The organism is Microbispora rosea (assembly GCF_044460045.1).
Lineage (GTDB): Bacteria > Actinomycetota > Actinomycetes > Streptosporangiales > Streptosporangiaceae > Microbispora > Microbispora rosea.
The window spans coordinates 187,021-213,925 of sequence record NZ_JBITJO010000009.1 but is presented as its reverse complement, the minus strand read 5'-3'; the positions used below and the strand labels follow the sequence as shown (position 1 = coordinate 213,925).

Below are 26,905 nucleotides of genomic sequence, written 5' to 3'. Positions count from 1 at the left end.
CGCCGTCCGGGGACGGCGCGGTTCCTGATGTGCAGGCACCCGGTCGGGCGCCGGACACAGACGCTAGGAGGGCCCTCTTGGTGTCCACTTCGGACGATCTAGGGATCGGCTGAACGGCTGCTTAAGGTCAGGGGCGCTCAGCCCGCGACGACGTCGCCCCAGACCCTACGTGCCGCTCTTCCGGTCGCTCGGGGCAGAAGCCACGGGGTTGAACCCGGTGTCGACCAAGCCGAACCGGTGGGCCATCACCGCCGCCTGGGTGCGGTTGCGCAGCCCCAGCTTGTCGATGAGCGCGGCGACGTGACTCTTGACGGTCGTGACCCCCACGTGCAGGCGATCGGCGATCTCGGCGTTGGACAGGCCGACCCCGACCAGGGCGAGCACCTGCGCCTCGCGCTCGGTGAGGCCCGGCGGGAGCGGCATCGCCTGCCGCTCGGCCGCCAGGGCCCGTTCGACGACACGCCGCAGCACCGACGGCGCGAGCGGGGGCTCCCCCGTCGCGGCCCGCCGTACGGACTCGACCATCCGGGCGGGCGGGTCGTCCTTCACCAGGAACCCGAGCGCGCCCGCGCCCAGCGCGGCGTAGAGGTTCTCGTCCTCGGAGAACGTGGTGAGCACGACGATCCGGGCGGACGGCTGGGCGGCGAGGATCCTGCGGGTGGCCTCCAGGCCGTCGACGCGCGGCATCCGCAGGTCCATCAGCACCACGTCGGGGCGGTGCCGCTCGGCCAGCCGTACGGCCTCGGCCCCGTCGGCCGCCTCGCCGCACACCTCCATGTCGCCGGCCGCCTCCAGCATCATCCGCACGCCCGCCCGCACCAGGGCCTGGTCGTCGGCGACCACGACGCGGATCACGCGAACCTCCCGGACACGCGGCACTCCGGCCGGTTCTCCCGTGGCACCGGCAGCGAGGCGGTCAGCCGCCAGCCGCCGCCCTCGGCCGGGCCCGCGGTGACGTGCCCGCCGAAGGCGCGGGCCCGCTCCCGCATGCCCGCGATGCCGTGGCCGTGGGACGGCAGCACGTCCGGGGCGCGGGACGTGCCGGGGCCGTTGCGCACCTCCACCGTGAGCGCGTCCGGGCGCATCGCCACGTCGACCTCCGCCCGGGCTCCCGGCCCGGCGTGCTTGAGCACGTTCGTCAGCCCCTCCTGGACGATCCTCGCCGCCGAGGCCCGCACCACCAGCGGGGCCCGTTCCGCCTCGGGCGCGAGACGCAGATCCACCCGCAGACCGGCCGCCGACATCCGGGACACGGCGTCGCGCAGCACGTCACCGGGGTCGGCCAGCATGTTCGCGAGCTTGAGATCGGACCCCAGCGCCTCGTCCGGGTCGCGCAGCACGGCCAGCAGGCCGCGCAGGTCCTCCAGCACGCGATGGCCGGTGTCCCTGATGTCGGCCAGCGCCTCGGCGGCCGGGCCGCCGGCCCCCGCGTACTGCGCGGCGCTCGCGCGCAGCACCATCGCCCCCACGTGGTGGGCGACGATGTCGTGGACCTCGCGGGCGATCCGCTCCCGCTCGGCGAGCCGGCCGGCTCTGTCGCGCTCCGCGGCCAGTTCGGCGGCGTGCCTGGCCTGGGCCTGCCGCACGCCGACGTACCGGCCGATCGCCACGGGCGCGGTGATCATCGTCATCAGCGCCACCGCCCGGAACGGGGTGACGTCGGCGGGGTCGTCCACGACCACGATCGCGGCGACCGAGCAGGTCAGGGCGTAGGCCGCGGCGACCCACGGCCAGGTGGCGCGGGTCGCGAACACGCCGAGGGCCACCAGGGCGAGCAGTTGGAGGCTGCTGCCGGTCCTCGGCACGTACTGGTCGGCCACGACCAGCGCGACGCTCTCCAGCAGCAGGACCGCGCCGGGCAGGTGCCGCACGACGCCCAGCGCGAGTCCCGCGAACATCACCCCGAGCGCGACCGCCCACACGGGCGGCTCGCCGCCGTGCCAGTAGGGCCAGGTGGTCAGCACCGACAGCGCCACCCCGCCGCCCGCGAGCAGCAGGTCGAGCAGCGGCGCGGGGTCCTCCTTGCGGCGCCCCTCCTGACCGCGCAGGTAGCGGCCGATCAGCACGGGGGCCGCGATCAGCCCGACGGAGTAGAACCAGGTGTTGCTGGTCAGCGCGATGCCGGGGTCGGCGAGGTTCACGGCGGTCGCGACGGAGGCGAGCACGGCCGCGGGCGCCGTCCAGCGCCAGCCGCGCGACCGGGCCAGCACGCCCACCGAGATCGGCAGCAGGACCTGCAGGGTGTTGACGGTGAACGCGCCGAGCTGGTCGCAGATCACCAGCAGCACGGACAGGTAGACGGTCACCGGCCCCGGCCACCGGCGCAGCAGGCCCATCGGCAGTCCGGCCAGCAGGGCGAAGCCCATCCCCACCCACGGCGGGGCCGAGCCGCCCTCGTCGCCTGAGAAACCCCAGGAGCCGGCGCTGACGAGCACGTCGAGCCCGGTCCCGCCCACCGCCAGGCCGATGTCGAGGGCCGTGCCGCGCGAGAGCGCGAAGGGACGGTCGGTGAGGGGACGGTCAGTGAGAGGCAGGTCGGTCAGGGGCCGGACCGTGAGGGGACGCTGAGCGACGAGCCGGCGCGTCGAGGGCCACCGCATGAGGGAACGTTACCGTCCGCTTGCGCGGGAGCCCGTCCTCCGGTGGGAGGAGGCGTCTCCTCCTTCTGGCCGCTCCCGCCCGCCGATGGGCCGTACGCGGTGATCCACCCGGCCGCCAAGTCGGTCCGGACGGCGGGCGGCCGGGGCGGTCGCGGGCCCTAGCGTCGCAGCATGGCGAACGAAACAGCGGTCTTCTTCGGGCAGTTCCTGCGCTCCCCCGCCGTGACCGGGGCGGTCGCGCCCAGCTCGCGACGGTTGTCCGAGGCGGTGTGCGTGCCGGTGCCGGAGCGCGGCGACCCCGTCGTGGTCGAGCTGGGGCCGGGCACCGGCCCCTTCACCGCCGAGATCCAGCGCCGCATCGGCGGGCGGGGGCGGCACCTGGCGGTCGAGATCAATTCGCGCCTGGCCGGTCACCTCGGCGCCCGCTACCCCGGGGTGGAGCTCGTCATCGACAACGCCGCTCGGCTGCCCGAGCTGCTCGCCGCCCGCGGCGTGGCCGCCGCCGACGTGATCGTGAGCGGGCTGCCCTGGGCGGCGTTTCCCCCCGCCCACCAGGCGGACCTGCTGCGGGCCGTGGTCGCCTCGCTCGCGCCGGGGGGCGCGTTCACGACGTTCTCCTACGTCCACGCCCGCGCCCTGCCCGCGGCCCTGCGGTTCCGCCGCAGGATGGGCGAGGCGTTCGAGGAGGTCGTGGCCGGGCGCACGGTGTGGCGGAACCTGCCGCCCGCCTTCGTCTACCACGCGCGCCGCCCCCGGCGATGATCTCGCAGCTCGCCGAATGACGTTCTAGAGTGGCGGTCATGGACTTCACGCTGCCGGAGAGCGCGCAGGCGGTGCGCCGGGGCATCGCGGACATCTGCTCGCGGTACGACATGGACTACTGGCAGCGTTGCGAGGCCGAGAAGCGCTGGCCGGAAGAGGTGTGGGCCGAGCTCGCCAAGGGCGGCTGGCTCGGCCTGGCCGTGCCCGAGGAGTACGGCGGAGCCGGCCAGGGCCTGCTGGAGCTGGCCGTCGCCACCGAGACCCTGTCGGCCTCGGGCTCCGCCGGCGGTTCCGCGTTCATGTACGTGCTGACGCCGGGGTTCGGGGCGCTCACGCTGGCCAGGCACGGCTCGGCCGAGCAGAAGGCCGCGCTGCTGCCGAAGCTGGCGACGGGAGAGATCGAGACCTGCTTCGCGCTGACCGAGCCCGACGCCGGGTCCAACTCGCTGGCGATCTCGACCTTCGCCCGCAGGGAGGGCGACGACTTCGTCGTCAACGGCCAGAAGATCTGGATCACGGGGGTCCAGCGGGCCTCCTGGATGCTGCTCGTCACCCGGACGATCCCGGCGGCGCAGGCCAGGCCGCGCAGCGACGGGCTGACGGTGTTCCTGGTGAACGTGCCGGAGGCCGTCGCGGCGGGGCGGCTGTCCTATCGGCCGATCCCCAAGATGGGCGCGAACACCACGCCGTCCAACATGGTCTTCATCGACGACCTGCGGCTGCCCGCCTCCAGCGTGCTCGGCGAGGTGGACCGGGGGGCGGCCGTGCTGTGGGACGTGCTGAACCCCGAGCGGATCCTGCTCGCGTCCAGCGCCCTCGGCGGGGCCGAGGTGGCGCTGCGGGTGGGCGTGGACTACGCGAAGCAGCGGGAGGTCTTCGGCCGGCCCATCGGGGCCAACCAGGCCATCGCGTTCCCGCTGGCCCAGGTCAAGGCCAAGATCGAGCTGGCCAGGCTGATGCTGTACAAGGCGGCCTGGTCGTTCGACAACCGCCTGCCGTGCGGCACGGAGGCCAACATCGCCAAGCTGACGGCCTCGCAGGCCGCGTGGGAGGCCGCCGACGCCGCGTTCCAGACCCACGGGGGCATGGCGTACTCGCTGGAATACCCCGTCGCACGGCTGCTGGCCGACGCCAGGATCGGCCGGATCGCGCCGGTGACCGAGGAACTGCTGCTCAACTACCTGGCCACCCAGGTGCTCGGCCTGCCCAGGAGCTTCTGACCGTGCACGATCGCTCCCGGCCGCTTGCGCGCCGCCGCCGCGGGGCACTTACTTGGGGCAGCGGAAGGAGTCACACATGCGCGGTCCGTACGCCAGCACGGTGATCAGCGCGGACGCCGGGGACGTCTGGGCGTTCCTGCGCGATTTCGGCAACCTCCACGAGTGGCTGCCGGGCGTGTCCACCTGTGAGATCGAGGACGGCGCACCGCTCGCCCCGGGGGTCGTACGGCGGGTCGACGGAGCGGGCGGGGTGTTTCGCGAGCGGCTGCTCACCCTCGACGACGAGGAGCGCACGCTGACCTACGCCATCATCGAGTCCCCGCTGCCCATGCGCGACTACCACGCCACCTGCCGGGCCGCGCCGGTGACGGACTCCGGACAGACGTTCGTGGAGTGGTACGCGAGCTTCGCGGCCGACGACCCGGAGAAGATCGCCAAGATCCTCACGCGGGGCGTCTTCGTCCCCGGCCTCGAGTCGCTGCGCAAGCGGTTCGGCTGAGTCGCGTCCGACGGATCTGAGTCGCGGCTCACGGCTCCGGCCGGAAGCGGGGCGGGCGCTTCTCCCGCAGGGCCAGCACGCCCTCGGCGGCGTCGGGGCCGGTGAAGCCGAGGAACTCCATGGCCAGCGAGGCGTCGAACGACGGCCCGGCCATGCGCAGCCAGTTGTTCAGCGCGTACTTGGTCAGCCGGATCGCCTCGGCCGAACCGGCCGCCAGCCGCGTCGCGATCTCCAGCGCCCTGTCGTGGACCTGGTCGTCGTCGACGCACAGGCTCACCAGCCCCATCGCCTCCGCCTGCTCGCCGGTGACCGGCTCGCACAGCAACAGGTGATACTTGGCTTTCGCCATCCCGCACAGGAGCGGCCAGATGATCGCCGCGTGGTCGCCCGCCGCGACGCCCAGCCGCGTGTGGCCGTCGATGATGCGGGCCGTGCGCCCGGCCACCGAGATGTCGGCCAGCAGCGCGACGGCCAGCCCCGCCCCCACCGCCGGGCCCTGGATCGCCGAGACGACCGGTTTGGAGCAGTTGAGCACGTTGTAGACAATGTCGCGGGCCTCGGCGAAGACCTTCAGGCGCGTGGCGTGGTCGCGCATCATCTCCTCGATCATCGCCAGGTCGCCGCCCGCCGAGAACGCCTCACCCTCCCCGCGCACGATCACCGCCCTGACGTCGTCGTCGCGGTCCACGTCGCGCCAGATCTCGGCCAGCTCGCGGTGACCGGTGCGGTCCACGGCGTTGCGCCGGGACGGCTCGCTGATCACGACGCGCAGGACCCCGTCGCCCGCCCAGCCGACCTTCAGCTTCTCGTACTCCCTCACGACGCCGCTCCCAGTGCTCGCCTGATCCTGGCGGCCAGGAAGTCGCGGCCCTCCAGCGCCTGGTCGAAGAACCCGGGCAGGCCGAGGAAACCGTGCAGCGCGCCCTCGAAACAACGATGCTCCACGGCGACGCCCGCCTCGGCCAGCGCCCGCGCGTAGGCCGCGCCCTCGTCGCACAGCGGGTCGCACTCCGCCGTGATCACCGTCGCGGGCGCCAGGCCCGACTTGTCCGGCAGGTGGATCGGCGCGAGACGGGGGTCGCGAGGGTCGGCGCCAGCGGCGTACTGCTCGATGAACCACCGCATCTCCGCCGCGTCGAGCCCGAACCCCTTGCCGTACGTCCGATAGCTGGGCGTGTCGGCGGCGACGTCGACGACCGGGCAGATCAGCGCCTGGTGGGCGAGGCGGAGCCCGGCGTCCCTGGCCAGCCAGGCCGCCACCGCCGCGAGGTTGCCCCCGGCGCTGTCGCCGACGACCGCCACCCTGCGGGCGTCGGCGCCGTAGAACGCCGGGCGGGCGTGCACGTCGCGGAGCACGCCGAAGGCGTCCTCGGCGGCCGCGGGGAACGGGTGCTCGGGCGCGAGGCGGTAGTCCACGGAGACGACGACCGCTCCGGTCCTGTGGGCGAGGTCGCGGCCCAGGGCGTCGTTGCGCTCGACGCTGCCGAAGACCCAGCCGCCGCCGTGGTAGTAGACCAGCGCCGGCAGCGGATGCTCGCCCGGCTCCGGGCGGTAGATCCGGACCGGCACCCCGGCCGCCGTCTCGTCCCTGACCACCGGCAGATCGACTCTCGGCCCGCGCTGCTCCTCCATCCCGTCCAGGGATCGCATCTTGGCGATCTGCTCGCGGGTGAGGGAGGCGAGGTCCATGCCGAGATCCGAGGGGAACAGCTTGAGATAGGCCTCCGCCTGGGGATGCAACGCCATGCCCCGCACAGTAACAGCGCCCGCCGACACCACCGCGGAAGCGGCCGCGGCGCGCTCTCCCGGCCGCCCGCGCCGCCTTCGCCGCCTCCGCCGGCCCGGGACCGGGTCCGTACGGGTCAGGGGCGGGCGGCGTCCACCAGGGCCTCGACCAGGCGGTTGTCCGCGCCGCGTTCGGGGTGCCACTGCACGCCGACCGCGAACCGGTGCCCCTGCAACTCGACGGCCTCGACGATCTGGTCGTCCGCCCACGCCACCGCGATCAGGCCGGTGCCGAGCCGCCGGACGGCCCGGTGGTGCGCGCCGGTCACCTCCGCGCGGTCGCCCACGGCCTTGCCGACCTTGCTCGACACGCTCACGGTGACCACGTGCGCGGCCGTCTCGTGGCGGTCGTGGCCGACGGCCTTCGGCAGCGAGGTGATCAGCGTGCCGCCCTGGGCGACGTTGAGCACGTGCATGCCGCGCGAGATCGCCAGCAGCGGCACGTCCGCCTCCACCGCCGCCTGCGCCAGCGCGGTCTCGAACCGGTCGCGCTGCGGCTGCGGCCCGCCGAGCCCGTCGTCGTCCGGCTCCCCCGCCGGGACCTCGCCGTACAGCGCCGGATCGACCTCCACGCCCCCGGCGAGGATGACCGCGTCCAGGCGGCGCACGTAGTCGCCGGCGGAGAAGGGACTCAGCGGCGGCAGCAGGACGGGCGCGCCGCCCGCCTTCTCCACCGCGCGCGCGTACGCCTGGGGCGAGACCGCCGCCTCACGGACCCACGTACCCCAGCGCGCGGCCTCCAGGTAGGTCGTGATGCCGACGATGGGACGCGCCATGGCCATCTCCTGAGGGTGTGCGAGCAGGCAGGCCCATCATGGCGCAGATCGTTTTCCTTTTTGTCAGTTTTCTCGTCAGTCACACGAGTCACAGGGAGGGCGTCACGAAAAATAACGAAGTGTTCACAGTCGGTTGCCTTGTGGGGAATCGGTTGTGACGCCCGAGAGCGAGTGAAACACTCCCCGTTGAGCGATCGGTTGAGCCGGGGCCGCCGGCGCTCGTCACCCGGAGCCGTCAGGGAGGTGGATCGACAGACCGGAGCACGTCTCCGGTCCCTAGGGTGGGACACAACTGATGCCGCTGAATCCGCGCCTCGTCAAGGAGAGCTTCTCGGTCGTCGAACCCGTCGCCGGGAAGGCCGCGGGATACTTCTACGGACGACTCTTCACGCAGTGCCCGCACCTGCGGGGCATGTTCCCGCCGGGCATGGAGGTGCAGCGCGACCGCCTGTTCAACGCGCTCACGAGGGTCGTCTGGATGCTCGACAGCCCCGAGGGGCTGGCGTCCTATCTCGCCCAGCTCGGGCGGGACCATCGCAAGTACGGCGTGTCTCCCGAGCACTACAGAGCCGTGGGAGGCGCGCTCCTCGCCACGATCAGGCACTTCGCCGCCGCCATCTGGACCGACGAGATCGAGGCCGCCTGGACCGAGGCGTACGCCATGGCGGCGAAGATCATGATCGACGCCGCCGCCGCGGAGACGACGCCCCCCTGGTGGCTGGCGGAGGTGATCGACCACGAACCGCGCACCCGGGACATCGCGGTGCTCACGCTGCGGCCCTCGCAGCACATGGACTTCGTCCCCGGGCAGTACGTCACGGTGCAGACGGCCAGGTGGCCACGGGTCTGGCGGCGGTTCTCCATCGCCAACGCGCCCCGCGCGGACGGCACGCTCCGCCTGCACGTGCGCGCCGTGCCGGGCGGCTGGGTGAGCACGGCGCTGGTCCGCCACACCCGCATCGGCGACCAGCTCCTGCTCGGCCCGCCGGTGGGCACGATGACGCCGCCCGAGTCCGACCGCGACCTCCTCTGCGTCGCCGGCGGCACCGGTCTCGCGCCGCTCAAGGCCGTCATCGAGCACGTCATCGCCTCCGGCGAGCGCCCGAACATCCACCTGCTGTTCGGCGTGCGGCGCGCGTGCGACCTGTACGACATGCCGGACCTGGCGAGGATGGAGGCCGCCTTCCCCTGGCTGCGGGTCGTGCCGACGGTCTCCGACGACCCTGGCTACGACGGGATGCGCGGCCGGCTTCCCGACGTGGTCGAGAGGTTCCACTCCTGGGCCGACCACGAGGCGTACGTCTGCGGGCCGGCGGCGATGGTGAACGAGACCGTACGGCGCCTGCAGATCTCGGGGGTGCCGCTCGCGCGAATCCACCGCGACCCGATACAGACCGACACCACAGAGAGCGGCACCACCCTGAGCGGCACCACCCTGAGCGGCACCACTCTGAGCGGCACAAGCGACACGCTGCACGGGGACACGCTGCACGGGGACACGCTGCACAGGGACACGCTGCGCAGGGACACCGAGCACGGCGACAGGCTGCACGGCGACGCGATCCGAAGCGAGGCTTGACGGGAACGGCGGGCGGGGTGGACGGTTTCCTGGCAGGATTCGGATCGAAAACATAATCGAAATCAGCACAGGGAGGACATATGCCCGCACTGCTCGCCATCGGTACTCGCAAAGGATTGTTCCTCGCACGCTCCTCGGACGGCGGCTCGTTCGAGGTCGAGCCGGTACGGTTCTCCACCATCGGGATCCACTCGGTCGCGATCGACACCCGCGCCGGCACACCCCGCATCCTCGCCGGCATCGAATACGGCCACTTCGGCCCGTCCGTGATGTGGTCCGACGACCTCGGCGAGACCTGGGAGGAGGCGACGACCCCTCCGGTCGCCTTCCCCGAGCGCACCGGGGCCGCGCTGGCCCGGGTGTGGCAGCTCCAGCCGTCGCCGTCCGAGCCGGACGTGGTCTGGGCGGGCGCCGAGCCCGCAGCGCTGTTCCGGTCGGAGGACCGCGGGGCCACCTACACCATGGTCGACGGCCTGTGGGACCACCCCACCCGGCCCCAATGGCAGCCGGGCGGCGGCGGCCTGTGCCTGCACACCGTGATCCCCCACCCCACCGACCCGCGGCGCATCGGGGTCGCCGCCTCCGCCGTGGGGTTCTTCCGCAGCGACGACGCGGGGGCCACCTGGCGGCCGTCCAACAAGAACATCCGAGCGCCCTTCCTCCCGGAGGGCGCGCAGTATCCCGAGTTCGGCCAGTGCGTGCACAAGGTCGTCCAGCATCCCGCAGCGCCCGAGCGGCTCTACCTGCAGCACCACTTCGGGGTCTACCGGTCGGACGACTTCGGCGACTCCTGGACCGATATCGGATCCGGCCTGCCCTCCGACTTCGGGTTCCCGATCGCGGTCGACCCGGGCGACCCGGACAGGCTGTACGTCTTCCCGCTCCACGGCGACGTCGACCGGACGCCGCTCGGCCACCGCTACCAGGTGTTCCGCAGCGACGACGCCGGGGCAACCTGGCAGGGACACTCCGCCGGGCTGCCCGAGGGCCCGGTGCACTCCTCGGTGCTCAGGGACGCGATGTCCGCCGGGCCCGCCGGGGTGTTCTTCGGCACCAGGGACGGCGAGGTGTACGGCTCGGCCGACGCGGGCGAGACCTGGTCGCTGATCGCCCGTCACCTGCCCGACGTGCTGTGCGTGCGGGCGGCCGTCCTCTGACCGCGCCGCCGCGGCCCGGCGGCGCCCTTCCGTCCGTCCTCTGATCCGACGCCGTGGCCCCGCGGCGCCCTTCCTGCCGCGGGGCGGCCGGCTCACGGCCTGGCGCTCTCCGGCGGATCAGACCTTGCGGTAGCCGGGAACCCAGGCGCCGTCCTCGACGACGTAGTCGCCGAACAGGGCCGGCGCCTCCTCCCGCATGATCTCCCCGATGCGGTTGAAAACGAGGCGGATCTCCTCTTCGGCTCCCCCGGCCGTCCTGGCCTCGATCGTGTGCCGCAGGGTGCGCACGTTGGCCGTCCAGACCAGGCCGGTGCCGACACCCTCCGGCGCGAAGCGCCGCATGAACGAGGTGCGGTGCTTCTTCTCCGCGAACGGCACACCCTCCTCGTCCAGACCGAAGTGGGCCGCCATCCAGTTCTGGAACTCCTCCATCCGGTCGAGCATCTCGGTCGCCCGCTTCATCAGCTCGGCGTCCTCGCGCGCCCACTCGGGGAACCAGAACGGGATGTCGTTCAGCCGGACGAACCGCAGCGACTCCTGTGAGATCGCCACCCCGGGCCGGTGCCGCACCAGCTCGTGGGTGAGCACCCGCGAGACGTTGTGCAGCACGAAGCTGAAGCTGAGGTGCTCCAGCACGCTGCCGTGCGCGCTGGCCAGGATGTTGCGCAGGTACGCGTCCTGGTCCTGGCGGATCCGGGTCACGTTGGGGTTCAGGCCCGGCTCGAACGAGCGGTAGCACAGCCGCCCGGCGAACTCCGCCAGGTTCTGGGCGTCGAGCTCGCCCCGCTCCAGCCGCTCAAGCCAGCTCTCCCCGCCGATCTCGTGCAGATAGCGGGCAAGCTCGTCGTAGTCGACAGACGGTTTGGCGACGAGGAAAACCTCGGGCTCGACGCTGCGCATTCACATTCCCCGTGAAGTGGTTGCCGATGGGTGGACCGTCCAAGCAAACCAGCTCGGGACCACGCTCGCGACACGGCCCCCGCCCCGGGACCCCCGGCGGGGTCCCGGCAGGGGTCCTGGCGGGGCCCTGGGGTCGCCCCGATGTCACGCCTCAGGTGATGTCACGGCGGACCGTGGTGGCGGTGGCGACGGCGGCGAACAGCAGGCCGTAACCGACGAGGACGGCGGCGCCCGCCCAGGCGGGCAGCCACTCCGGCCTGCCCAGGCCGGTGTCCACGTCGATGCTCATCAGCGCCTGCGCGGCCCCGCCCGGCAGCCACTTGCCCACCGAGTGCAGGGCCGGGATCCCCGTGAAGATGTTCTCGATCACATACGCCCAGACGACCGCGGCGACGATCCCGGCGATCTGGTTGCGGACGAGCGCCCCCAGCCCGATGCCGAACACCGCGTACAGCGCCAGCGTCACGAGGATGCCGAGGCTGATCTGCGGGATGCGCGAGGCGGACAAGGAGAGCTCGCCTCCAGACAGCGTCACGGCCGGGATCACCGTGACCGCCTGGAAGACCAGCACGGCCAGCGCGAACAACGCGCCCACGAGCAGCCCGGCCACCACCTTGGCGACGATCACCAGGCTCCGCCGCGGGGTGGCGAGGAAGGTGCCGGTGATCGTCTGGTAGCGGTATTCGGAGGTCATCATGACGACGCCGAGGATCATCACGAAGATCCCGCCGCTGGACCCGCTCGACCATGCGATCTCGGCCCACTCCGCGGTGTCTCGCGCGGGCAGCGCGGCGCCGTTCTGGTCCACGCCCGCGAACGCGATGAGGAAGCCGAGGCCCACCCCGACCAGCACCAGCATGACGAGCAGCATGATCCACCACAGCCTGGTGGTGAACAGCTTGCGCAGCTCCGCCCTGACGAGCCCGCTCATCGCCCCTCCGTGAGATCGAGGAAGACCTTGTGCAGCCCGGATCGCTCCTGCGCCACCTCGGTGAGCGCGACGCGGCGCTCCAGGGCGATCCGGCCGACGGCCTCCGGGTCCAGCCCGCGCACGCGCAGCAGGCCGTCCTCGACGCGTTCGACCGCGCCACCCGCCGCTTCGAGCGCGGGGACGAGGTCGGCGACCTGGGCGGCACGCACCCGGACGGCGTCCGCGCCGTCGCTGGTGAGCTCGGCCAGGCTGCCCTGGCGCACCAGGTGGCCCTTGGCGATGATCACAACGTCGTCGACGGTCCGCTCGACCTCGGCCAGCACGTGGCTGGAGACGAGCACCGCCGCTCCCTGGTCGTGCGCGAGGTGGCGCAGGAACCCGCGCAGCCACTCGATGCCCGCCGGGTCGAGGCCGTTGGCCGGTTCGTCGAGGATGTAGACCCGGGGCCGGCCGAGCAGGGCGGAGGCGAGCGCGAGCCGCTGCCGCATGCCCAGCGAGAACCCGCCCACACGCTTGCCGGCGGCGTCCGCGAGACCGACCTGCTCCAGCGCCTCGTCCGCGCGGGTGTCCGGCAGCCCGGCGGCCGTGCACAGGATGCGCAGGTGGTTGCGGGCGGTGCGGCCGGGGTGGAAGCTCGTGGCCTCGAGCACGGCGCCGACCTCGGCCGCCGGATCGGAAAGCGCGACATAGCGCTCACCGTTCACGAGCGCCTCGCCCGAATCGGGCGTGACGAGGCCGAGCAGGCAGCGGAGCGTGGTCGTCTTGCCGGCTCCGTTGGGGCCGAGATATCCGGTGACGGATCCGGCCTCCACGCTGAACGAGACGCCGTCCACGGCCTTCACCGGCCCGAACGACTTCACCAGATTTCGAATCTCAATGGCAGCCATCAGGCGCGATTATTTCGCGCAATAGATCGAAAATCATCCTCATAAAGGAGGATCGTTTCGGTTAGGACAAATCCGCGAATATCAAAGGCGGTAAACGCGGCGCGCGTTCCCCGAGCCGATCATGTGGGCGATCCGGGCGGCGTCGGCCTGGCTCCATTCGCCCTCGCCGATCCGGTCGGCGAGTACGTGGGCCAGGCCGCGGCGATGGCAGAGCGCGGCCAGGAAACACAGCTCGGCGGCGCCGTGGCAGCCGGAGCCGTACATCTGTTTGTGGAACGGCGCGAGTTCGAGCAGCTCGCGCAGGACGTGGGCGGAGCCGGCGGCGGTGTGGGCGACGGCGGGCCCGGCGTCCACGTACACGTGCGGGAAGACGGCCGCCAAGTACGCCGCCTGGCGGTGGTAGGGATAGCAGTGCAGGAGGACGACCGGCACCCCGAGCGGGGCGAGGGCGCGCACGAAGCCGGTCAGCAGCGCGGGATCGGCCAGGTGGCCGACCCCGATGCCGGACAGGCCATTCCCGGACAGGCCGCCGCCCGACAGACCCCACCCGGACAAGCCACAGTGGAACTGCAGCGGCAGGCCCCGCTCCCTGGCCACGTCGACCGCGGCCCAGAGCAGGTGCCGTACGAGAACGGGGTCGTCCAGGCGGGACTTGGGGTCGGCGAGCCTGCGACCGGCCGCCGCGATCACGCTGCCGCGCGAGGGCCGGGAGGGGTCGAAGCCGAGACCGCAGCGGTGCGCCGCGACCGATTTGAGCGCGGTGGCGCGGGCCGCGCGGGCCGCGAGCTCGTCCCGCAGCAGCCCGGCGTAGTCGGCGGCGGGCAGCCCGGCCTCGGCGACGTCCTGCTCGACCTGCTCGAGCCGGACGATCTCGTCGGCGGCGGCCGAGCCGAGACGTCCCATCTCGGCGGGCGAGAGCAGCGCGGGGACGTCGAGCCCGGTGTCGACCAGGAAGGCCGACACCCCGGCGCCGCGCAGCAGCCGCCGGTTGACCTCGGCCGCGCCGAGTTCGGCGCGGCGCGACAGGTAGACGGTGGCCGAGGCGTGCGGCTCCAGGCCGAGAACCGGCGCGCACCAGCGGCGGATGGCGGCGCCGGCCGGGGTGTCGAAGTGCGTGGTGCCCGGCGGCGCGGGTGTGCCGCCCTCGCCGATGAGCTGCTCGAACCCCGACCTGGTGGTGTCGTCGCGGCGCACGCCGCAGCAGTGCTGGTCGACCATGGGCGCGAGCAGGGCGGCCCGCACCGCGTCGGGAAGGGGTGTGGGCAGCATGTCATGGGATCTCGGCTCCGGCACGGCAGTGGACTCTACGGCTCCCCCGCCGCGCCGGCGCCGCCCTAAACAGCCCCTTTACTCAGCCATGACGCGCGCAAAGCCGCAGGACGTTGGCGATGATCCGCGCTCCGGCGCCGCCCTGTGTGGTCAGGATCGACTCGGGATGGAACTGCACGCCGAAGCGCAGGTTCTCGGCGTCCTCGATCGCCATGGCCGCGCCGTCCGGCGTGTACGCGGTGACCCGGAAGCCCTTGACCCCCGGTTCCTTCGCGTGCACCGAGTGGTAGCGGGCCGCGACGAACTCGCCGGGCAGCCCGTCGAGCAGCGCGCTGTCGCCCTCGCGGCGGACCCGGCCGCGCTTGCCGTGCTCCGGGTAGGGCAGCAGTTCGAGCGTGCCGCCCGCCTGCTCGACCATGGCCTGCAGGCCCAGGCACACCCCGAACACCGGGAGCCTCCGGGCGTACAGCGCCTCGATCAGCGCCGAGCAGCCGAAGTCGGACGGCCAGCCGGGGCCGGGCGACAGCACGACGAGCGTGGGCGCGATCTCGTCCAGCTTCTCCAGCGGGAACCCGTGCCGCAGCGTGACCACCGAAGCGCCCTGCTGGCGGAAGTAGTCGGCGAGCGTGTTGACGAAGGAGTCCTCGTGGTCCACGAGCAGCACACGGTGGCCCTCGCCCGGCAGATCGGGCCGGGGCTCCGCCCGCACCTCCTCCCGTTGGCGGGCGGACGCGGCGAGCGCGCCGAGCAGGGCGCTGGCCTTGAGCTCGGTCTCCCGCTCCTCGGCCTCGGGGTCGGAGTCGTACAGCAGCGTGGCCCCGGCGCGCACGGTGGCCACGCCGTCGCGGATCTGCGCGGTGCGCAGGGTCAGGCCGGTGTTCATCGAGCCGTCGAAGCCGATGAAGCCGACCGCGCCGCCATACCAGCGCCGGGTGGTCTCCTCGTGGTCCTCGATGAACTGCATGGCCCACGTCTTGGGGGCGCCGGTGACGGTGACGGCCCACATGTGGGTGAGGAACGCGTCGAGGGCGTCGAACTCGGGGCGCAGGCGGCCCTCGATGTGGTCGACGGTGTGGATCAGCCGGGAGTACATCTCGATCTGGCGGCGGCCGATCACCCGGACGCTGCCCGGCACGCAGATCCGCGACTTGTCGTTGCGGTCCACGTCCGTGCACATGGTCAGCTCCGACTCCTCCTTCACGCTGGACAGGAGCGTGCGGATCGCCTCGGCGTCCTCGACGGGGTTGGCCCCGCGGGCGATGGTGCCGGAGATCGGGCAGGTCTCGACGCGGTCGCCGGTCACTCGGACGTACATCTCGGGCGAGGCGCCGACCAGGTGCTCGCCGTCGCCGAGGTTGAGCAGGAACTCGTACGGCGCCGGGTTCTCGGTGCGCAGCGAACGGTAGAAGGCGGACGGGTCGGCGCAGGCGCCGTGGAAGACCTGGCCGGGGACGACCTCGAACAGGTCGCCGCGCAGGAACTTCTCCTTGGCCTTGGCGACGACCTCGGCGTAGGTCCCCCGCACCGGGTTCGGCGGGATCTCCCTGGGCGTGGTCAGGGAGATCGCCTCGCCGGTGCGCTCCAGGCCGCTGGTGGAGACGCCGTCCACGGTGAACTCGTAGCAGTGCTCCACGCTGGTCTCGCGGACCCGGTCGATCACGACGAGCCGGTCGGGCAGGTGTAGCACCAGGTCGCGCTGGTCGCCGGGGCGGGTCAGGCGATAGCGGATGGGCTCGAACTGGAAGGCCAGGTCGTAGCCGAAGGCCCCGTACAGGCCGAGGTGGGGGTCGTCGGAGCGGAAGGCCGCGATGATCTCGCGGATGGCGGTGAACACGGTGGGCCTGCGGCTGCGCATCTCCTCGGGCAGCAGGTCCTCGGACTCGGGGACGTGCACCTCGACGTAGCCGTGGCCCGGCTCGGCCACCGGCTTGCCGGCCGCCAGCAGGCAGGAGGCGACGACGGGCAGCACGACCTGTCCGCGCTCGTTGAGCGCCCGGGCGGAGATGCGCCGCCCCCGCGCCACGATCTCAAGGCAGGGATCGACGTAGCCGAACGCCCATCTGCTGTAACGGCCCGGGTAGTCCATGCCGGACGAGAAGGCCCCGCCGCGCCGCTCCCCCAGCGACGTGACGATCTCTTCCAGCGCCTCCTCGGGCACCTCGCGCACCCGGCGCTCGACCGCGATGCCGCCGGCCGTGGTATATCCGCTGATCTCCACTGTCCACGCCCCTTTTTTCGTATGCCCCGGGGCGGACACACAGAAGGCCGCCACTCATGGGGCGGCCGGTCTATTCGACGCGAATGCGAAAACGCCGCCTGTCAGCGGCGCCACCACTGGGAGGGTGCATGAGTTCGCATGCGTCAAGGGTAGCGGCGGAAAGCGCGATCATGCAACGCGGCACGACTGGAACGGCGAACAGCGGATAGATATTCTGTTACTGGTGGGGAAACCTCACTCTCGGCGCGGGGCGATCGGCCCGATTGCCGGGGAAGGAGGAGGCATGGTCCGCGTGCCGGTGCACCACCGCGGTCCAGCCGGGCCGGGCGGCTTCCAGGGCCACCGCGTCCGGGTCCGCCGCGACATGCCCGTGCCGATGCCGGACGGCGTGACGCTCCTGGCCGATCACTACACGCCAATCGGCGCCGACCGGCCGCCGACGATCCTGATCCGCACGCCGTACGGCAGGGGCGGGGTGGTCGGCTGGATGTACGGCTGGACCTTCGCCCGCCACGGGTTCCAGGTGCTGCTGCAGAGCTGCCGGGGCGGCTTCGGCTCCGGCGGACGGCTCGATCCCCTGGTCCACGAGCAGGAGGACGGCTTGGCGACGGTCGAGTGGATGCGGACGCAGTCGTGGTATGGCGGGAGCTTCGCCATGCACGGGCCCTCCTACCTCGGCTACACGCAGTGGGCGATCGCGGCCGAGACCCCCGACCTCCGGGCGATGGCCGTCCAGGTGACCGCCTCGTGCTTCCGCGACGCGGCGTACGTCGGGGGGTCGTTCGCGCTGGAGTCGACGCTGATCTGGACGACGCTCACCGCGCACCTGGAGGGCCGGCTGGGCGGCGTGGCCGCGTTCGTCGCGCCCCGGCGCACGCGGCGGGCCGTGTTGTCGGGCCGCCCGCTGCACGAGCTCGACCTGCTGTCGGCGGGCAGGCCGCTTCCGTTCTTCCGCGAACTGCTGGCCCACCACGGCGAGACCCTCTGCACGTACTGGGACAAGGCGGACTTCTCCGCGTCCGTGGGACAGGTCGGCGCGGAGATCACGATGACCGGCGGCTGGTATGACGTGTTCCTGCCCTGGCAGCTCAAGGACTACGCGGCGCTGCGGGCGGCGGGGCGGCAGCCGTACCTGACCATCGGGCCGTGGTACCACGCCGACATCCGTCACGGGCGGGCCGCCAACGCCGACGCCCTGGCCTGGTTCCGCGCCCACCTGCTGGGTGACCCGTCGGGGCTGCGTCCCTTCCCCGTCCGGCTGTACGTGACGGGCGCGGGCGAGTGGCGGGACGAGTCCGACTGGCCGCCGCCCGGCATGCGGCGCGAGCGCTGGCACCTCCAGCCGGGCTTCGCCCTGTCCCGGGACAACCCGGCGGGCGGCGAGCCGGACCGCTACCGCTACGACCCCGCGCACCCCACGCCCGTGGTCGGCGGGCCTGTGCTGATCGGCAACTCCGAGCCGAGGGACAACCGGCGTCTTGAGGCCCGGCGCGACGTGCTCGTCTACAGCTCCGAGGTGCTCGGCCGGGACACCGACATGATCGGCCCGGTGAGCGCCGAACTGTTCGTGCGCACCGGCAGGGAGCACACCGACTTCGTCGTACGGGTGTGCGACGTGCACCCCGACGGCACGTCGATGAACGTCTGCGAGGGCGTGCGCCGCCTGACCCCGGCGGACCGCGGCGACGAGGACGGCGTGCGCCGGGTGGAGGTCGACCTGTGGCCGATGGGCCACCGGTTCCGCCGCGGACACCGCATCCGGGTGCAGGTGGCCAGCGGGGCCTACCCGCGCATCGCGCGCAACCCGGGCACCGGCGCCCCGCTGACGGCGGGCACCCCGATGGTCGCCTCCGACCAGGAGATCCTGCACGACCCCCGCCACCCCTCGGCCGTGATCCTCCCCGCGCTGTCCTGGTGACGCAGGTCGGCGTACGGCCGCCGGCGGCCGGGCGTCGATCCTGAGGCGAACGTCGCTCTCGTCAGCCTGTGGTGGCGGAGGGCGGCTCCTTCATCCAGACCGGGACGTCCCGGCCGGTCACGACGCGGAACTCGTGGGCCACCGCGGTGGCGTCTTTCACATAAGCGAGACGCAGCTGGTCGGCGACCAAGCCGATGATGTCCCGGGCGATGTGCTCGGGCAGTTCCTGCGACTCCAGCAACGCCTCGATCAGCGGGGTGACGGCGGCACCGAATCGGGAGTTCTCGATCCTCACATACCCGTGGACCGCGAGGCTTCTGACATAGTCGGGCAGGTAGGCGTCCCGGTTGAGCTCGGTCAGCTCCCGGCCCAGGCGGAGGGCCTCCTCGCTGAAGGGAACCGCCTCGGCCCGCCGCCCGACCTTCGCCAGCATGGCAGCGTGGTTGCTCGACGAGGCGGCCAGGCGGGGCAGGTAGGCGTCCCGGTTCAGCTCGGCCAGCTCACCGTAGAGACGGACAGCCCCCTCACTGAAGGGAACCGCCTCGGCCCGCCGCCCGACCTTCGCCAGCAAGGCAGCGTGGTTGTTCAACGACATCGCCAGGTCAGGCAGGTGAATGTCCCACCAGGTGCCGGCCGGGCGGGCCAGCAACAGCACCCGAACCGGCACCCGCCCGGACACATGCGCGTCACGCAGCAGGGTGAGCAGGTCGGCGGTGTCCCACCTCTCGGCGTAATCCACCACCACCAGCACCCCGGCCGCCTCGTCGAAGGCGGGAACCTCGAAGTCCGCCGCGGTGGAGCGGTCACGCCGATGGTGGGCCGCCAGCACCACCCACCCCTGCTGCCGCCACAGGTGCGCCACGTGTCCGGCCAGCCGGGTCTTGCCCTGCCCGCCCGGCCCATGGATCAGGCGCACCGCCACGTCCTGCCCGGTGCCGGCATCCCGCCAGTCCGCCAGCTCCGCCAGCAGATCGTGGCGGCCGGTGAAGGCGACGAGCGCATGAGAGGCCCGCAGCAGCTCACTCGGCTGCGCCCGCGCCTCGCCCGTCGCCGGAGGCGGCGCCGGTGCGGGCCACAGGGCCCAGCGGTACGGCTCCTCGCCCCCGTACACGATGAGGTCTCCGGCCGCCTGGTAAATCCGGGCCAGCCCCGACCCCTCCGCATGCTGGATCACCTTGCGGGACCCACGCGCCGCCCTCACCGCGTGCCGATGTCGCGGCCGGCCTGATCCACCCGCCCGTCCTCGGCGGCCGTGGCCCGCTGCCACACCGGACGGGCTTGTCCACTCACCGCGTCGTCGCTGCTTCCGCCGTGCCGCCGCGGCAGCCCGGCGTGGATGTCGCGGCCGGCCTGCAAGACGCGGCCACGCCCGGTGGCCTCGGCCCGCTGCCGCACACCGCCGCCACCGCGTCTCCGCTCAGCGAGCAGCCCGTACACCGCCGCCCCCAGCCCGGCCAGGGCGACGAACAGCCCGATCACACTCGCGAGCTTGTCCGCCTTGTCCAGCCCCACGTGCGACAGGTAGACGCCCAGCGCCGCCAGGGCCGCTACCGCGACCCCGGCCCCACCCCATACCGGTCCCCATCCGCGCATACCGGCATCATCGACCACCCACCAAGATCACACCAGGTGATTGATCGACGAACGCGTCCTCGCGCGCCTTCAGGCTTCGTGGATCCGGCCCGCTTCGACGACGATGCGGCGTGTCGTGTGGACCGCCTTCAGCATGCGCCGGTCGTGGGTGACCAGCAGCAGGGTCCCCGTGTACGAGGCGAGCGCGGACTCCAGCTGTTCGATCGCCGGAAGGTCGAGATGGTTGGTGGGCTCGTCCAGGACGAGCAGGTTGACGCCGCGGGCCTGGAGGAGGGCGAGGGCCGCCCTCGTGCGCTCACCCGGCGAGAGCGTGGCCGCGGGGCGGAGCACGTGGTCGGCGCGCAGGCCGAACTTGGCCAGCACCGTGCGGGCGTCGGCGGACGGCAGGTCGACGAGGGCGCCGAACGCACCGAGCAGCGGCTCGTCGCCTTCGAAGAGGGCGCGGGCCTGGTCGATCTCGCCGACCACCACACCGGGACCGAGCGCCGCCGTCCCCTCGTCGAGGGGGATCCGGCCGAGCAGCACGCCGAGCAGGGTGCTCTTGCCCGAGCCGTTCGCGCCGGTGATCGCGACCCGGTCCGCCCAGTCGATCTGCAGGTCGACGGGCCCGAGCGTGAACGCGCCACGTCGCGCGAGCGCTCCGCGCAGCGTCGCGACCACGGCCCCGGAGCGGGGCGCGGCGGCGATCTCCATCCGCAGCTCCCACTCCTTGCGCGGCTCGTCGACGACCTCCAGCCGCTCGATCATCCTTTCGGTCTGCCGCGCCTTGGCCGCCTGCTTCTCGGTCGCCTCGGTGCGGAACTTCCGTCCGAGCTTGTCGCCGTCGGGGGCCTTGCGGCGCGCGTTCTTGACGCCCTTCTCCATCCAGGCGCGCTGGAACCGGGCGCGGGCCTCCAACGACGCCCTGGTGTCGGCGTACTCCTCGTACTGCTCGCGCGCGTGCCTGCGGGCGACCTCGCGCTCCTCCAGGTAGGCGTCGTAGCCGCCGCCGTACGCGCGGACCTGCTGCTGGGCCAGGTCGAGCTCGACCACCCTGTTCACCGTACGGGCGAGGAACTCGCGGTCGTGGCTCACGACCACGGTCCCGGCGCGCAGTCCCGCCACGAAGCGTTCGAGCCGGTCCAGGCCGTCGAGATCGAGGTCGTTGGTGGGCTCGTCGAGCAGGAACACGTCGTAACGGCTGAGCAGCAGCGAGGCCAGCCCTGCCCGGGCCGCCTGACCGCCGGACAGGGACGTCATCTCCTGCTCCAGGCCGACCGTGAGCCCGAGGTCGGCCGCCACCTCCGCGGCCCGCTCCTCCAGGTCGGCGCCGCCGAGGGCGAGCCAGCGGTCGAGGGCCTCGGCGTACGCGTCGCCGGGGTCGCCGCTCACGAGCGCCTCGGTGGCCGTGTCGAGGGCCCGCTGCGCGGCGGCGACTCCGGTGCGGCGGGCGAGGAAGGCGGCGACGGTCTCACCCGGCCGCCGTTCGGGCTCCTGCGGCAGATGGCCGACGTTGGCGGTGGGCGGGCTGAGCCGTACGCCGCCGTGCTCGGGTGCGTCGAGGCCGGCCAGCAGGCGCAGCAGCGTCGACTTGCCCGCGCCGTTCACCCCCACCAGCCCCACGACGTCCCCGGGCGCGACGACCAGATCGAGATCCGCGAACAGGACGCGGTCGCCGTGCCCGGCGGCGAGTTCCTTCGCGACAAGAGTGGCGCTCATCAGAAGACCGACCCTACCGGGTCTCGCGTGAGCCCCGCCGGACGTGGTGGCGCCTCGATGGGGTGCCGTGCCTGAGTTCGAGGGTGAGCGAGCGGAGCCACGGTTCCGCGAAGGACGGCTCCCGGGCCATGAGGCGGGCCAGCGCGGCGCGGACCTCCGGGGTTCGCCCGCGTTCGACGACGGCGACCGCCTCGGTCAGGGCGTCCAGGGTCTTCTCGTCGTGCCGGGGCCGGGCCACTGTCTCGTCCGCCCAGCGAGTGGGGCGGAAGGACAGCGTCAGCTTCTTCTGATGGTCCCCGAGGTAGAACCAGAAGAAGCGGTCGACGGAGACATTGGTGACCGCGCTGCGCGGCAGTTCCGCCGTCCAGGCGCAGTCCTGCCACCAGCGCCACGTCTTCGGGCTGGTCTTCCCGCGTTCGGTGATCCCGACAAAGCGCAGCTTGAGCCGGATCACCTCCCATGCCTCGTGCTCGTCGTCGATCCAGTCGCGCAGAAGCTCGTAGAAGTGGGTGAAGGTGTATCCCCGGTGGACGAGGTCGGCGAACACGATCGGCCGCCTGCGGCGGGCCAGGACGTGCGGGCTGACGCCCATGGCGTGGAGGTTGGCGCGCAACTGGCGGGTCTCGTTGGGCCGCGGCGGCTCCTCGAACCGGTAGGAGAACGGCAGCAGTCGCACCCGGTCCGGACGCGAGGTGGCCGACAGCGTGCTCGACAGCAGGTCGAAGATGCTGTCGGCCGAACGGCCCACGAAGTGCACGTCGCCGTCCCCGCTGCGGGCCAGGACCTTCGCTCCGCACTCGACCAGGTCGTCCACATAGGGCAGGTCGGGCTCGGGACGGCCGTCGAGAAGGGTGCCGAGCGGGTCGGGCCGAATCAGGTTCCAGCGGTACGGCAGATTCGGTGTCGTCATCGCACCCATGGTGACGCGTCGTCCCGGCCCGATCATCCGGATATTTCCCCGAGGTCCTCGGCGAGCGCGAGCAGGCGGGTGACGGTGTTCCAGTTGCGCATGGTCGCCGGGCCGGTCGAGTGCTTCTCCAGGAGAGGCGGCAGCTTGGGACGCCGCAGCCCGTCGGGGAAGTGGACGTAGAGCTCCCGCTCGCCCACCCGCATCTCCTCCGGGGCGTACGCCGCCGGATCGATGCTCGCGAGCCCCTCCCGGTCCGGCGGCCGGGACAGGAAGACCACGGCGAACCTGGCGGGGTCCCGCACCTCCAGGGGGTTGCGCTCCACCACGCGGCGAAGCTGCTCGGCCGTACGGACCATCACCGCGACGGACAGGCCGAGCTCCTCCCGCAGCCCGCGCTCGATCGCGGCGGCGATCGAATCGGCGTCCCCGCCGGCGGTGAACAGGGCGTTCCCGCTGCGCAGGTGGGTGCGGACGCTCCCGTACCCGAGCCGTTCCAGCAGGGCCCTGAGATCGGCCATCGCCACCTCGGTGGCGGGGTTGACGTTGATGCCGCGCAGCAGCGCCACGTACCGCATCGCATCGCCTCCTTCTGGTGGGAAGCTACCGGCCGTTCCTGTCAGACAGCGTCAGGTATCGGATTGTCATGAGCGTCTGTCGTCGCTGGGCGCGCCAACACGACCGTTCGGCGATCGGTGATCTCCCTGTGACCTGTGGGTCCTTACGCTGCCGCCGAATAACCGTCCCGCTGGTCCGCGCGACGGCCCGTCACGCGGATCTGCCGGGCACGCCTGGTCCGTGTCCGATTGGAGAACGTGTGACGACCCCCCGCGCCGACCGCGGCCGAAACCCCGACCGGAGCCCGCTGAACTGGCTGCTCCTGCTGCCGATCGCGATCCCGCTCATCCCGCCGTTGTTCAACGCCGACGAACCGCGGCTGTTCGGCATCCCGATGTTCTACTGGCTGCAGCTCGCCTTCATCATCCTCAGCGTCGCCGCGACCACCGTCGTCTACCTGGGGACGAGGAGGAACCGGTGAAGACCACCGAGATCGTCATCTTCACGCTCCTGTTCCTGGTCGTCAGCGGCCTGGGATTCGTGGCCGCCCGCTGGCGCCGTCCCGGCGACCTCGCCACGCTGGACGAATGGGGTCTCGGCGGCCGCAGCTTCGGCAGCTGGATCACCTGGTTCCTGGTGGGCGGCGACCTCTACACGGCCTACACCTTCGTGGCCGTGCCCGCCCTGGTGTTCGGCGCGGGCGCCATGGGGTTCTACGCGGTGCCGTACACCGTGGTCGTCTATCCCATGGTGATGCTCGTGCTGGTCCGGCTCTGGTCGGTGTCGCACGTGCACAACCTCGTCACGCCGGCCGACTTCGTCCGCGTCCGCTTCGGCTCCCCCACGCTGGCGCTGCTGGTGGCGATCACCGGCATCGTCGCGACCATGCCGTACATCGCGCTGCAGCTCGTCGGCATCGAGGCGGTGCTGAAGACGATGGGGCTGACGGGCGACCTGCCGCTGATCATCGCGTTCGCGATCCTCGCGGCCTACACCTACCAGTCGGGGCTGCGCGCCCCCGCGCTGATCGCGTTCGTCAAGGACTCGCTGATCTACCTGGTGATCATCGTCGCGATCATCTACATCCCGGCCAAGCTCGGCGGCTTCGACGCGATCTTCGGCTCCGTCAAGGAGCAGTTCGATGCGACCCCGAACCAGGCAGACGGCCCCCTGCTCAACGCCAACAACCAGCTCCAGTACGTCACGCTCGCCTTCGGCTCGGCGCTGGCGCTGTTCCTCTACCCCCACAGCGTCACCGGCATCCTGGCCTCGCGCAACCGCAACGTCATCAAGCGGAACATGTCGGCCCTGCCGGCCTACAGCCTGCTCCTCGGCCTGATCGCGCTGCTCGGCTACATGGCGATCGCGGCCGGGGTCACGCCCATCGGCAAGGACAACAACACGATCGTGCCGAAGCTGTTCGACGCGATGTTCCCCGACTGGTTCGCGGGGGTCGCCTTCGCCGCCGTCGGCATCGGCGCGCTGGTGCCGGCCGCCATCATGTCGATCGCGGCGGCCAACCTGTTCGCCCGCAACATCTACCGCGAGTACCTCAACCGGGACGCCACCCCGGCGCAGGAGGCCAGGGTCAGCAAGATCGCGTCGCTGGTTGTCAAGGTCGGCGCGGTGCTGGTCATCCTGCTCATCGACCCGCAGTTCTCGATCGACCTCCAGCTGATCGGCGGCGTGATCATCCTGCAGACCCTGCCGTCGGTGGGCCTCGGCCTCTACACCCGGTGGTTCCACCGCGGCGGCCTCATCGCCGGCTGGGCCGCAGGCATGGCGGCCGGGATGCTGCTGCTGTACAACATCGCCAACCCGGCCACCAACCACGACCACTTCGGCGGCTCGGCCTTCCCGCTGTCGCAGCTCGGGTTCGACACCAAGATCACGGTGTACGCCGGGTTCCTCGCGCTGATCGTCAACCTGGTCGTCGCCGTGCTCGGGACCTTCGTGGCCCGCGCGCTCAAGAGCGCCGACGGCCCGGACGGCACCCGGGCGGAGGACTACTTCGCCGACCAGGGCGACCCGCGCGTCCACGAACTGGAGACGACGGCGCCCGCTTCCTGAGGTCCTCCGGGACCGTGTACCTGGAGTCCTGCCGGACTGCGTTTCCGGGGTCTTCCCAGACCGTGGCCGCCTGATCGGGCTCCGTACGGACTTGTGGCCGGCTTGACGCGACGGCGCGCGCCGCGTGGAGCCGGCCACAAGCATGCGGTGGGACAAAGAGGCATCACCTCGAACGACGAAGGAGCGAAGGATGCCTCTCAGCAACGACCTGATCGTCACCGGCGGCCACGTGATCGGCATGGACCCGGCGGTGCAGGACGGCCCCGCCGACGTCGTCGTCCGCGACGGCGTGATCGTGTCGGTCGGTTCCGCCGCCGGAGCGTCCCCGGACGCGGACGTCGTCGACGCCTCCGGCTGTGTGGTGATGCCGGGCCTGGTCGACACCCACCGCCACACCTGGCAGTCCGCGCTGCGCCACATCGGGCTGGACTGGAGCCTGATGGACTACCTGGGGGCCGCGTTCCTCCAGCTCGGGCCGAACTTCCGGCCCGAGGACGTCTACGCGGGCACCCTGCTCGGCGCGCTCGGCGCGCTGGAGGCCGGGATCACCACCCTCGTCGACTGGTCCCACATCCAGAACACCCCCGAGCACAGCGACGCCGCCGTGGCCGCGCTGCGCGACAGCGGGATCCGCGGCGTCTTCGCCTACGGCTGGCCGCAGATCGACCCGCTCGCCTGGGTGGGCGACCACAGCGACGCGGAGCTTCCCGCGGACGTCCGCCGGGTCAGGGACGTGCTCCGCGACGACACCGCCCGCGTGACGATGGCCCTGGCGGCGCGCGGCCCCGAGGTGTCGGCGCCGTCCGCCGCCCGGCGCGACCTGCTGCTCGCGCGGGAGCTCGGCCTGCGGACCACCATGCACGTCGGCTCCGCCGACAAGGCGGGCAGCGTCGGATGGCTGCACGACGAGGGCCTGCTCGACGAGACGATCACCCTGGTGCACGCGAGCGCGACCGGCGACGACGAGCTGAAGGCCGCCGCGGGCGCGGGCGCGACCGCGAGCGTCTCACCGTTCATCGAGATGACCATGCCCGGGCTCGGCACGCCCGCCACCGGCCGTCTCCTGCGGGCGGGTCTCGTCACCGGCCTCAGCACCGACACCGAGGTCGCCACCTCGGGAGACATGTTCACGCAGATGCGCGCGGCCCTCGCGCACCACAGGTTCACGCAGGACCCGGCGCCGCTGGCCGCCGCCGACCTGCTGCGGATGGTCACCGCCGACGGCGCCGCGGTGGCCGGGCTGTCCGCCGTCACCGGCAGCCTCACCCCCGGCAAGCGCGCCGACCTGATCGTGGTCGAGGCCGGCACCCCCGCCATGGCCCCGATGCTCGACCCGCGCGCCGCCGTCGTCCTCGCCGGGCACCCCGGGCTGGTCCGTACGGTCGTCTGCGACGGCGCCGTGGTGAAGCGGGACGGCGTGCTCACCGGGCCGATCGGTCGGGCCATGGACGCCGCGGCCGCGAGCCTCGCACACCTCCGTGCGGCCGTGCCCGGCGTGCTGGGCGCCTGAGAGCAGGGTGCTCCCCTTCCGAGGGCTCAGTCTCCCTGCTGAAGGCTCAGTCTCGGCCGATGATCGTG

The 26,905-nt window shown here is 72.3% G+C and carries 24 protein-coding genes; 9 read left to right on the top strand and 15 right to left on the bottom strand.

What is annotated here, in order from left to right; translation table 11 throughout:
- Positions 1-165: 165 nt before the first annotated feature.
- Positions 166-855: a response regulator gene (locus ACIBK1_RS31585; protein WP_396739359.1), complete on the bottom strand. Its 690-nt coding sequence runs from the start codon at positions 853-855 to the stop codon at positions 166-168.
- Positions 852-2,600: an ATP-binding protein gene (locus ACIBK1_RS31580; RefSeq protein WP_396739357.1), complete on the bottom strand. Its 1,749-nt coding sequence runs from the start codon at positions 2,598-2,600 to the stop codon at positions 852-854. The genes ACIBK1_RS31585 and ACIBK1_RS31580 overlap by 4 nt, the downstream gene beginning before the upstream one ends.
- A gap of 171 nt (positions 2,601-2,771) precedes the next feature.
- Here ACIBK1_RS31580 and ACIBK1_RS31575 point away from each other — a divergent pair, with 171 nt between their 5' ends.
- From ACIBK1_RS31575 to ACIBK1_RS31565, 3 genes are all read left to right on the top strand, one after another.
- A complete protein-coding gene (locus ACIBK1_RS31575) occupies positions 2,772-3,362 on the top strand; it encodes a class I SAM-dependent methyltransferase (protein ID WP_030506539.1) in 591 nt (196 codons plus the stop codon).
- Between the two features lie 38 nt (positions 3,363-3,400).
- Entirely contained in the window at positions 3,401-4,582 is a 1,182-nt protein-coding gene (locus ACIBK1_RS31570; protein WP_030506540.1) for an acyl-CoA dehydrogenase family protein, read from the top strand.
- 76 nt (positions 4,583-4,658) lie between these two features.
- The gene (locus ACIBK1_RS31565) at positions 4,659-5,081 is read left to right on the top strand and encodes an SRPBCC family protein (RefSeq protein WP_030506541.1); all 423 of its coding nucleotides are present in this window, start codon (positions 4,659-4,661) and stop codon (positions 5,079-5,081) included.
- Positions 5,082-5,109: 28 nt separating this feature from the next.
- Here ACIBK1_RS31565 and ACIBK1_RS31560 read toward each other — a convergent pair whose 3' ends face one another.
- From ACIBK1_RS31560 to ACIBK1_RS31550, 3 genes are all read right to left on the bottom strand, one after another.
- The gene (locus ACIBK1_RS31560) at positions 5,110-5,901 is read right to left on the bottom strand and encodes an enoyl-CoA hydratase/isomerase family protein (RefSeq protein ID WP_076435862.1); all 792 of its coding nucleotides are present in this window, start codon (positions 5,899-5,901) and stop codon (positions 5,110-5,112) included.
- Entirely contained in the window at positions 5,898-6,827 is a 930-nt protein-coding gene (locus ACIBK1_RS31555) for an alpha/beta hydrolase (protein WP_396739354.1), read from the bottom strand. The genes ACIBK1_RS31560 and ACIBK1_RS31555 overlap by 4 nt, the downstream gene beginning before the upstream one ends.
- 116 nt (positions 6,828-6,943) lie before the next feature.
- Positions 6,944-7,642, bottom strand: coding sequence for a gamma-glutamyl-gamma-aminobutyrate hydrolase family protein (locus ACIBK1_RS31550; protein WP_396739352.1), 699 nt, complete (start codon positions 7,640-7,642; stop codon positions 6,944-6,946).
- Between the two features lie 295 nt (positions 7,643-7,937).
- Between ACIBK1_RS31550 and ACIBK1_RS31545 the strand changes: the two genes are divergently transcribed.
- Together ACIBK1_RS31545 and ACIBK1_RS31540 are read left to right on the top strand one after the other, a co-directional pair.
- Positions 7,938-9,221 (top strand): globin domain-containing protein, encoded by a 1,284-nt coding sequence (locus ACIBK1_RS31545; RefSeq protein ID WP_396739350.1) that lies wholly within the window; start codon positions 7,938-7,940, stop codon positions 9,219-9,221.
- 80 nt (positions 9,222-9,301) lie between these two features.
- A complete protein-coding gene (locus tag ACIBK1_RS31540) occupies positions 9,302-10,378 on the top strand; it encodes a WD40/YVTN/BNR-like repeat-containing protein (RefSeq protein WP_396739348.1) in 1,077 nt (358 codons plus the stop codon).
- Between the two features lie 117 nt (positions 10,379-10,495).
- On the opposite strand, the gene thyX is transcribed toward ACIBK1_RS31540, so the two are convergent.
- The 5 genes from thyX to ACIBK1_RS31515 form a co-directional block, all read right to left on the bottom strand.
- Positions 10,496-11,278 (bottom strand): FAD-dependent thymidylate synthase, encoded by a 783-nt coding sequence (thyX, locus tag ACIBK1_RS31535; protein ID WP_030506547.1) that lies wholly within the window; start codon positions 11,276-11,278, stop codon positions 10,496-10,498.
- Between the two features lie 151 nt (positions 11,279-11,429).
- On the bottom strand, positions 11,430-12,209 hold the full coding sequence (locus ACIBK1_RS31530) for an ABC transporter permease (protein WP_030506548.1): 780 nt from the start codon (positions 12,207-12,209) through the stop codon (positions 11,430-11,432).
- Positions 12,206-13,096, bottom strand: a complete 891-nt coding sequence (locus ACIBK1_RS31525) for an ABC transporter ATP-binding protein (protein ID WP_030506549.1) — start codon at positions 13,094-13,096, stop codon at positions 12,206-12,208. The genes ACIBK1_RS31530 and ACIBK1_RS31525 overlap by 4 nt, the downstream gene beginning before the upstream one ends.
- Before the next feature lie 81 nt (positions 13,097-13,177).
- Entirely contained in the window at positions 13,178-14,389 is a 1,212-nt protein-coding gene (locus tag ACIBK1_RS31520; RefSeq protein ID WP_231513768.1) for an amidohydrolase family protein, read from the bottom strand.
- A gap of 58 nt (positions 14,390-14,447) precedes the next feature.
- Positions 14,448-16,583 (bottom strand): anthranilate synthase component I, encoded by a 2,136-nt coding sequence (locus tag ACIBK1_RS31515; protein WP_030506551.1) that lies wholly within the window; start codon positions 16,581-16,583, stop codon positions 14,448-14,450.
- 283 nt (positions 16,584-16,866) lie between these two features.
- Here ACIBK1_RS31515 and ACIBK1_RS31510 point away from each other — a divergent pair, with 283 nt between their 5' ends.
- The gene (locus tag ACIBK1_RS31510) at positions 16,867-18,501 is read left to right on the top strand and encodes a CocE/NonD family hydrolase (RefSeq protein ID WP_051761383.1); all 1,635 of its coding nucleotides are present in this window, start codon (positions 16,867-16,869) and stop codon (positions 18,499-18,501) included.
- 61 nt (positions 18,502-18,562) lie between these two features.
- Here the strand turns inward: ACIBK1_RS31510 and ACIBK1_RS31505 are convergent, their stop codons facing one another.
- The 5 genes from ACIBK1_RS31505 to ACIBK1_RS31485 all read right to left on the bottom strand — a co-directional run bounded on the left by ACIBK1_RS31505 (position 18,563) and on the right by ACIBK1_RS31485 (position 23,277).
- Positions 18,563-19,675 (bottom strand): hypothetical protein, encoded by a 1,113-nt coding sequence (locus ACIBK1_RS31505; protein WP_396739346.1) that lies wholly within the window; start codon positions 19,673-19,675, stop codon positions 18,563-18,565.
- Positions 19,676-19,698: 23 nt separating this feature from the next.
- Positions 19,699-20,094, bottom strand: a complete 396-nt coding sequence (locus ACIBK1_RS31500; RefSeq protein WP_396739344.1) for a hypothetical protein — start codon at positions 20,092-20,094, stop codon at positions 19,699-19,701.
- Positions 20,095-20,163: 69 nt separating this feature from the next.
- Positions 20,164-21,792 carry an ABC-F family ATP-binding cassette domain-containing protein gene (locus ACIBK1_RS31495; protein WP_396739342.1) on the bottom strand — a complete coding sequence of 543 codons (1,629 nt, stop codon included), beginning with the start codon at positions 21,790-21,792 and terminating at the stop codon, positions 20,164-20,166.
- A 13-nt stretch (positions 21,793-21,805) separates the two neighbouring features.
- The gene (locus ACIBK1_RS31490; RefSeq protein WP_396739340.1) at positions 21,806-22,702 is read right to left on the bottom strand and encodes a hypothetical protein; all 897 of its coding nucleotides are present in this window, start codon (positions 22,700-22,702) and stop codon (positions 21,806-21,808) included.
- Positions 22,703-22,734: 32 nt separating this feature from the next.
- Positions 22,735-23,277, bottom strand: coding sequence for a DUF1697 domain-containing protein (locus ACIBK1_RS31485; RefSeq protein WP_396739338.1), 543 nt, complete (start codon positions 23,275-23,277; stop codon positions 22,735-22,737).
- Positions 23,278-23,516: 239 nt separating this feature from the next.
- On the opposite strand from ACIBK1_RS31485, the gene ACIBK1_RS31480 reads away from it, so the two are divergent.
- The 3 genes from ACIBK1_RS31480 to ACIBK1_RS31470 all read left to right on the top strand — a co-directional run bounded on the left by ACIBK1_RS31480 (position 23,517) and on the right by ACIBK1_RS31470 (position 26,837).
- The gene (locus tag ACIBK1_RS31480; RefSeq protein WP_396739336.1) at positions 23,517-23,738 is read left to right on the top strand and encodes a DUF3311 domain-containing protein; all 222 of its coding nucleotides are present in this window, start codon (positions 23,517-23,519) and stop codon (positions 23,736-23,738) included.
- Positions 23,735-25,327, top strand: a complete 1,593-nt coding sequence (gene mctP, locus ACIBK1_RS31475; protein ID WP_396739334.1) for a monocarboxylate uptake permease MctP — start codon at positions 23,735-23,737, stop codon at positions 25,325-25,327. Before ACIBK1_RS31480 ends, mctP begins: the two co-directional genes overlap by 4 nt.
- Before the next feature lie 190 nt (positions 25,328-25,517).
- The gene (locus tag ACIBK1_RS31470) at positions 25,518-26,837 is read left to right on the top strand and encodes an amidohydrolase family protein (RefSeq protein ID WP_396739332.1); all 1,320 of its coding nucleotides are present in this window, start codon (positions 25,518-25,520) and stop codon (positions 26,835-26,837) included.
- Positions 26,838-26,905: the final 68 nt, after the last annotated feature.

Bases quoted from the DNA above. Each gene is read 5' to 3' on its own strand.
- ACIBK1_RS31580 (WP_396739357.1), bottom strand. From the start codon at position 2,600: ATGCGGTGGCCCTCGACGCGCCGGCTCGTCGCTCAGCGTCCCCTCACG.
- ACIBK1_RS31575 (WP_030506539.1), top strand. From the start codon at position 2,772: ATGGCGAACGAAACAGCGGTCTTCTTCGGGCAGTTCCTGCGCTCCCCC.
- ACIBK1_RS31570 (WP_030506540.1), top strand. From the start codon at position 3,401: ATGGACTTCACGCTGCCGGAGAGCGCGCAGGCGGTGCGCCGGGGCATC.
- ACIBK1_RS31565 (WP_030506541.1), top strand. From the start codon at position 4,659: ATGCGCGGTCCGTACGCCAGCACGGTGATCAGCGCGGACGCCGGGGAC.
- ACIBK1_RS31555 (WP_396739354.1), bottom strand. From the start codon at position 6,827: ATGGCGTTGCATCCCCAGGCGGAGGCCTATCTCAAGCTGTTCCCCTCG.
- ACIBK1_RS31550 (WP_396739352.1), bottom strand. From the start codon at position 7,642: ATGGCGCGTCCCATCGTCGGCATCACGACCTACCTGGAGGCCGCGCGC.
- ACIBK1_RS31545 (WP_396739350.1), top strand. From the start codon at position 7,938: ATGCCGCTGAATCCGCGCCTCGTCAAGGAGAGCTTCTCGGTCGTCGAA.
- ACIBK1_RS31540 (WP_396739348.1), top strand. From the start codon at position 9,302: ATGCCCGCACTGCTCGCCATCGGTACTCGCAAAGGATTGTTCCTCGCA.
- thyX (WP_030506547.1), bottom strand. From the start codon at position 11,278: ATGCGCAGCGTCGAGCCCGAGGTTTTCCTCGTCGCCAAACCGTCTGTC.
- ACIBK1_RS31530 (WP_030506548.1), bottom strand. From the start codon at position 12,209: ATGAGCGGGCTCGTCAGGGCGGAGCTGCGCAAGCTGTTCACCACCAGG.
- ACIBK1_RS31525 (WP_030506549.1), bottom strand. From the start codon at position 13,096: ATGGCTGCCATTGAGATTCGAAATCTGGTGAAGTCGTTCGGGCCGGTG.
- ACIBK1_RS31510 (WP_051761383.1), top strand. From the start codon at position 16,867: ATGGTCCGCGTGCCGGTGCACCACCGCGGTCCAGCCGGGCCGGGCGGC.
- ACIBK1_RS31500 (WP_396739344.1), bottom strand. From the start codon at position 20,094: ATGCGCGGATGGGGACCGGTATGGGGTGGGGCCGGGGTCGCGGTAGCG.
- ACIBK1_RS31495 (WP_396739342.1), bottom strand. From the start codon at position 21,792: ATGAGCGCCACTCTTGTCGCGAAGGAACTCGCCGCCGGGCACGGCGAC.
- ACIBK1_RS31490 (WP_396739340.1), bottom strand. From the start codon at position 22,702: ATGACGACACCGAATCTGCCGTACCGCTGGAACCTGATTCGGCCCGAC.
- ACIBK1_RS31485 (WP_396739338.1), bottom strand. From the start codon at position 23,277: ATGCGGTACGTGGCGCTGCTGCGCGGCATCAACGTCAACCCCGCCACC.
- ACIBK1_RS31470 (WP_396739332.1), top strand. From the start codon at position 25,518: ATGCCTCTCAGCAACGACCTGATCGTCACCGGCGGCCACGTGATCGGC.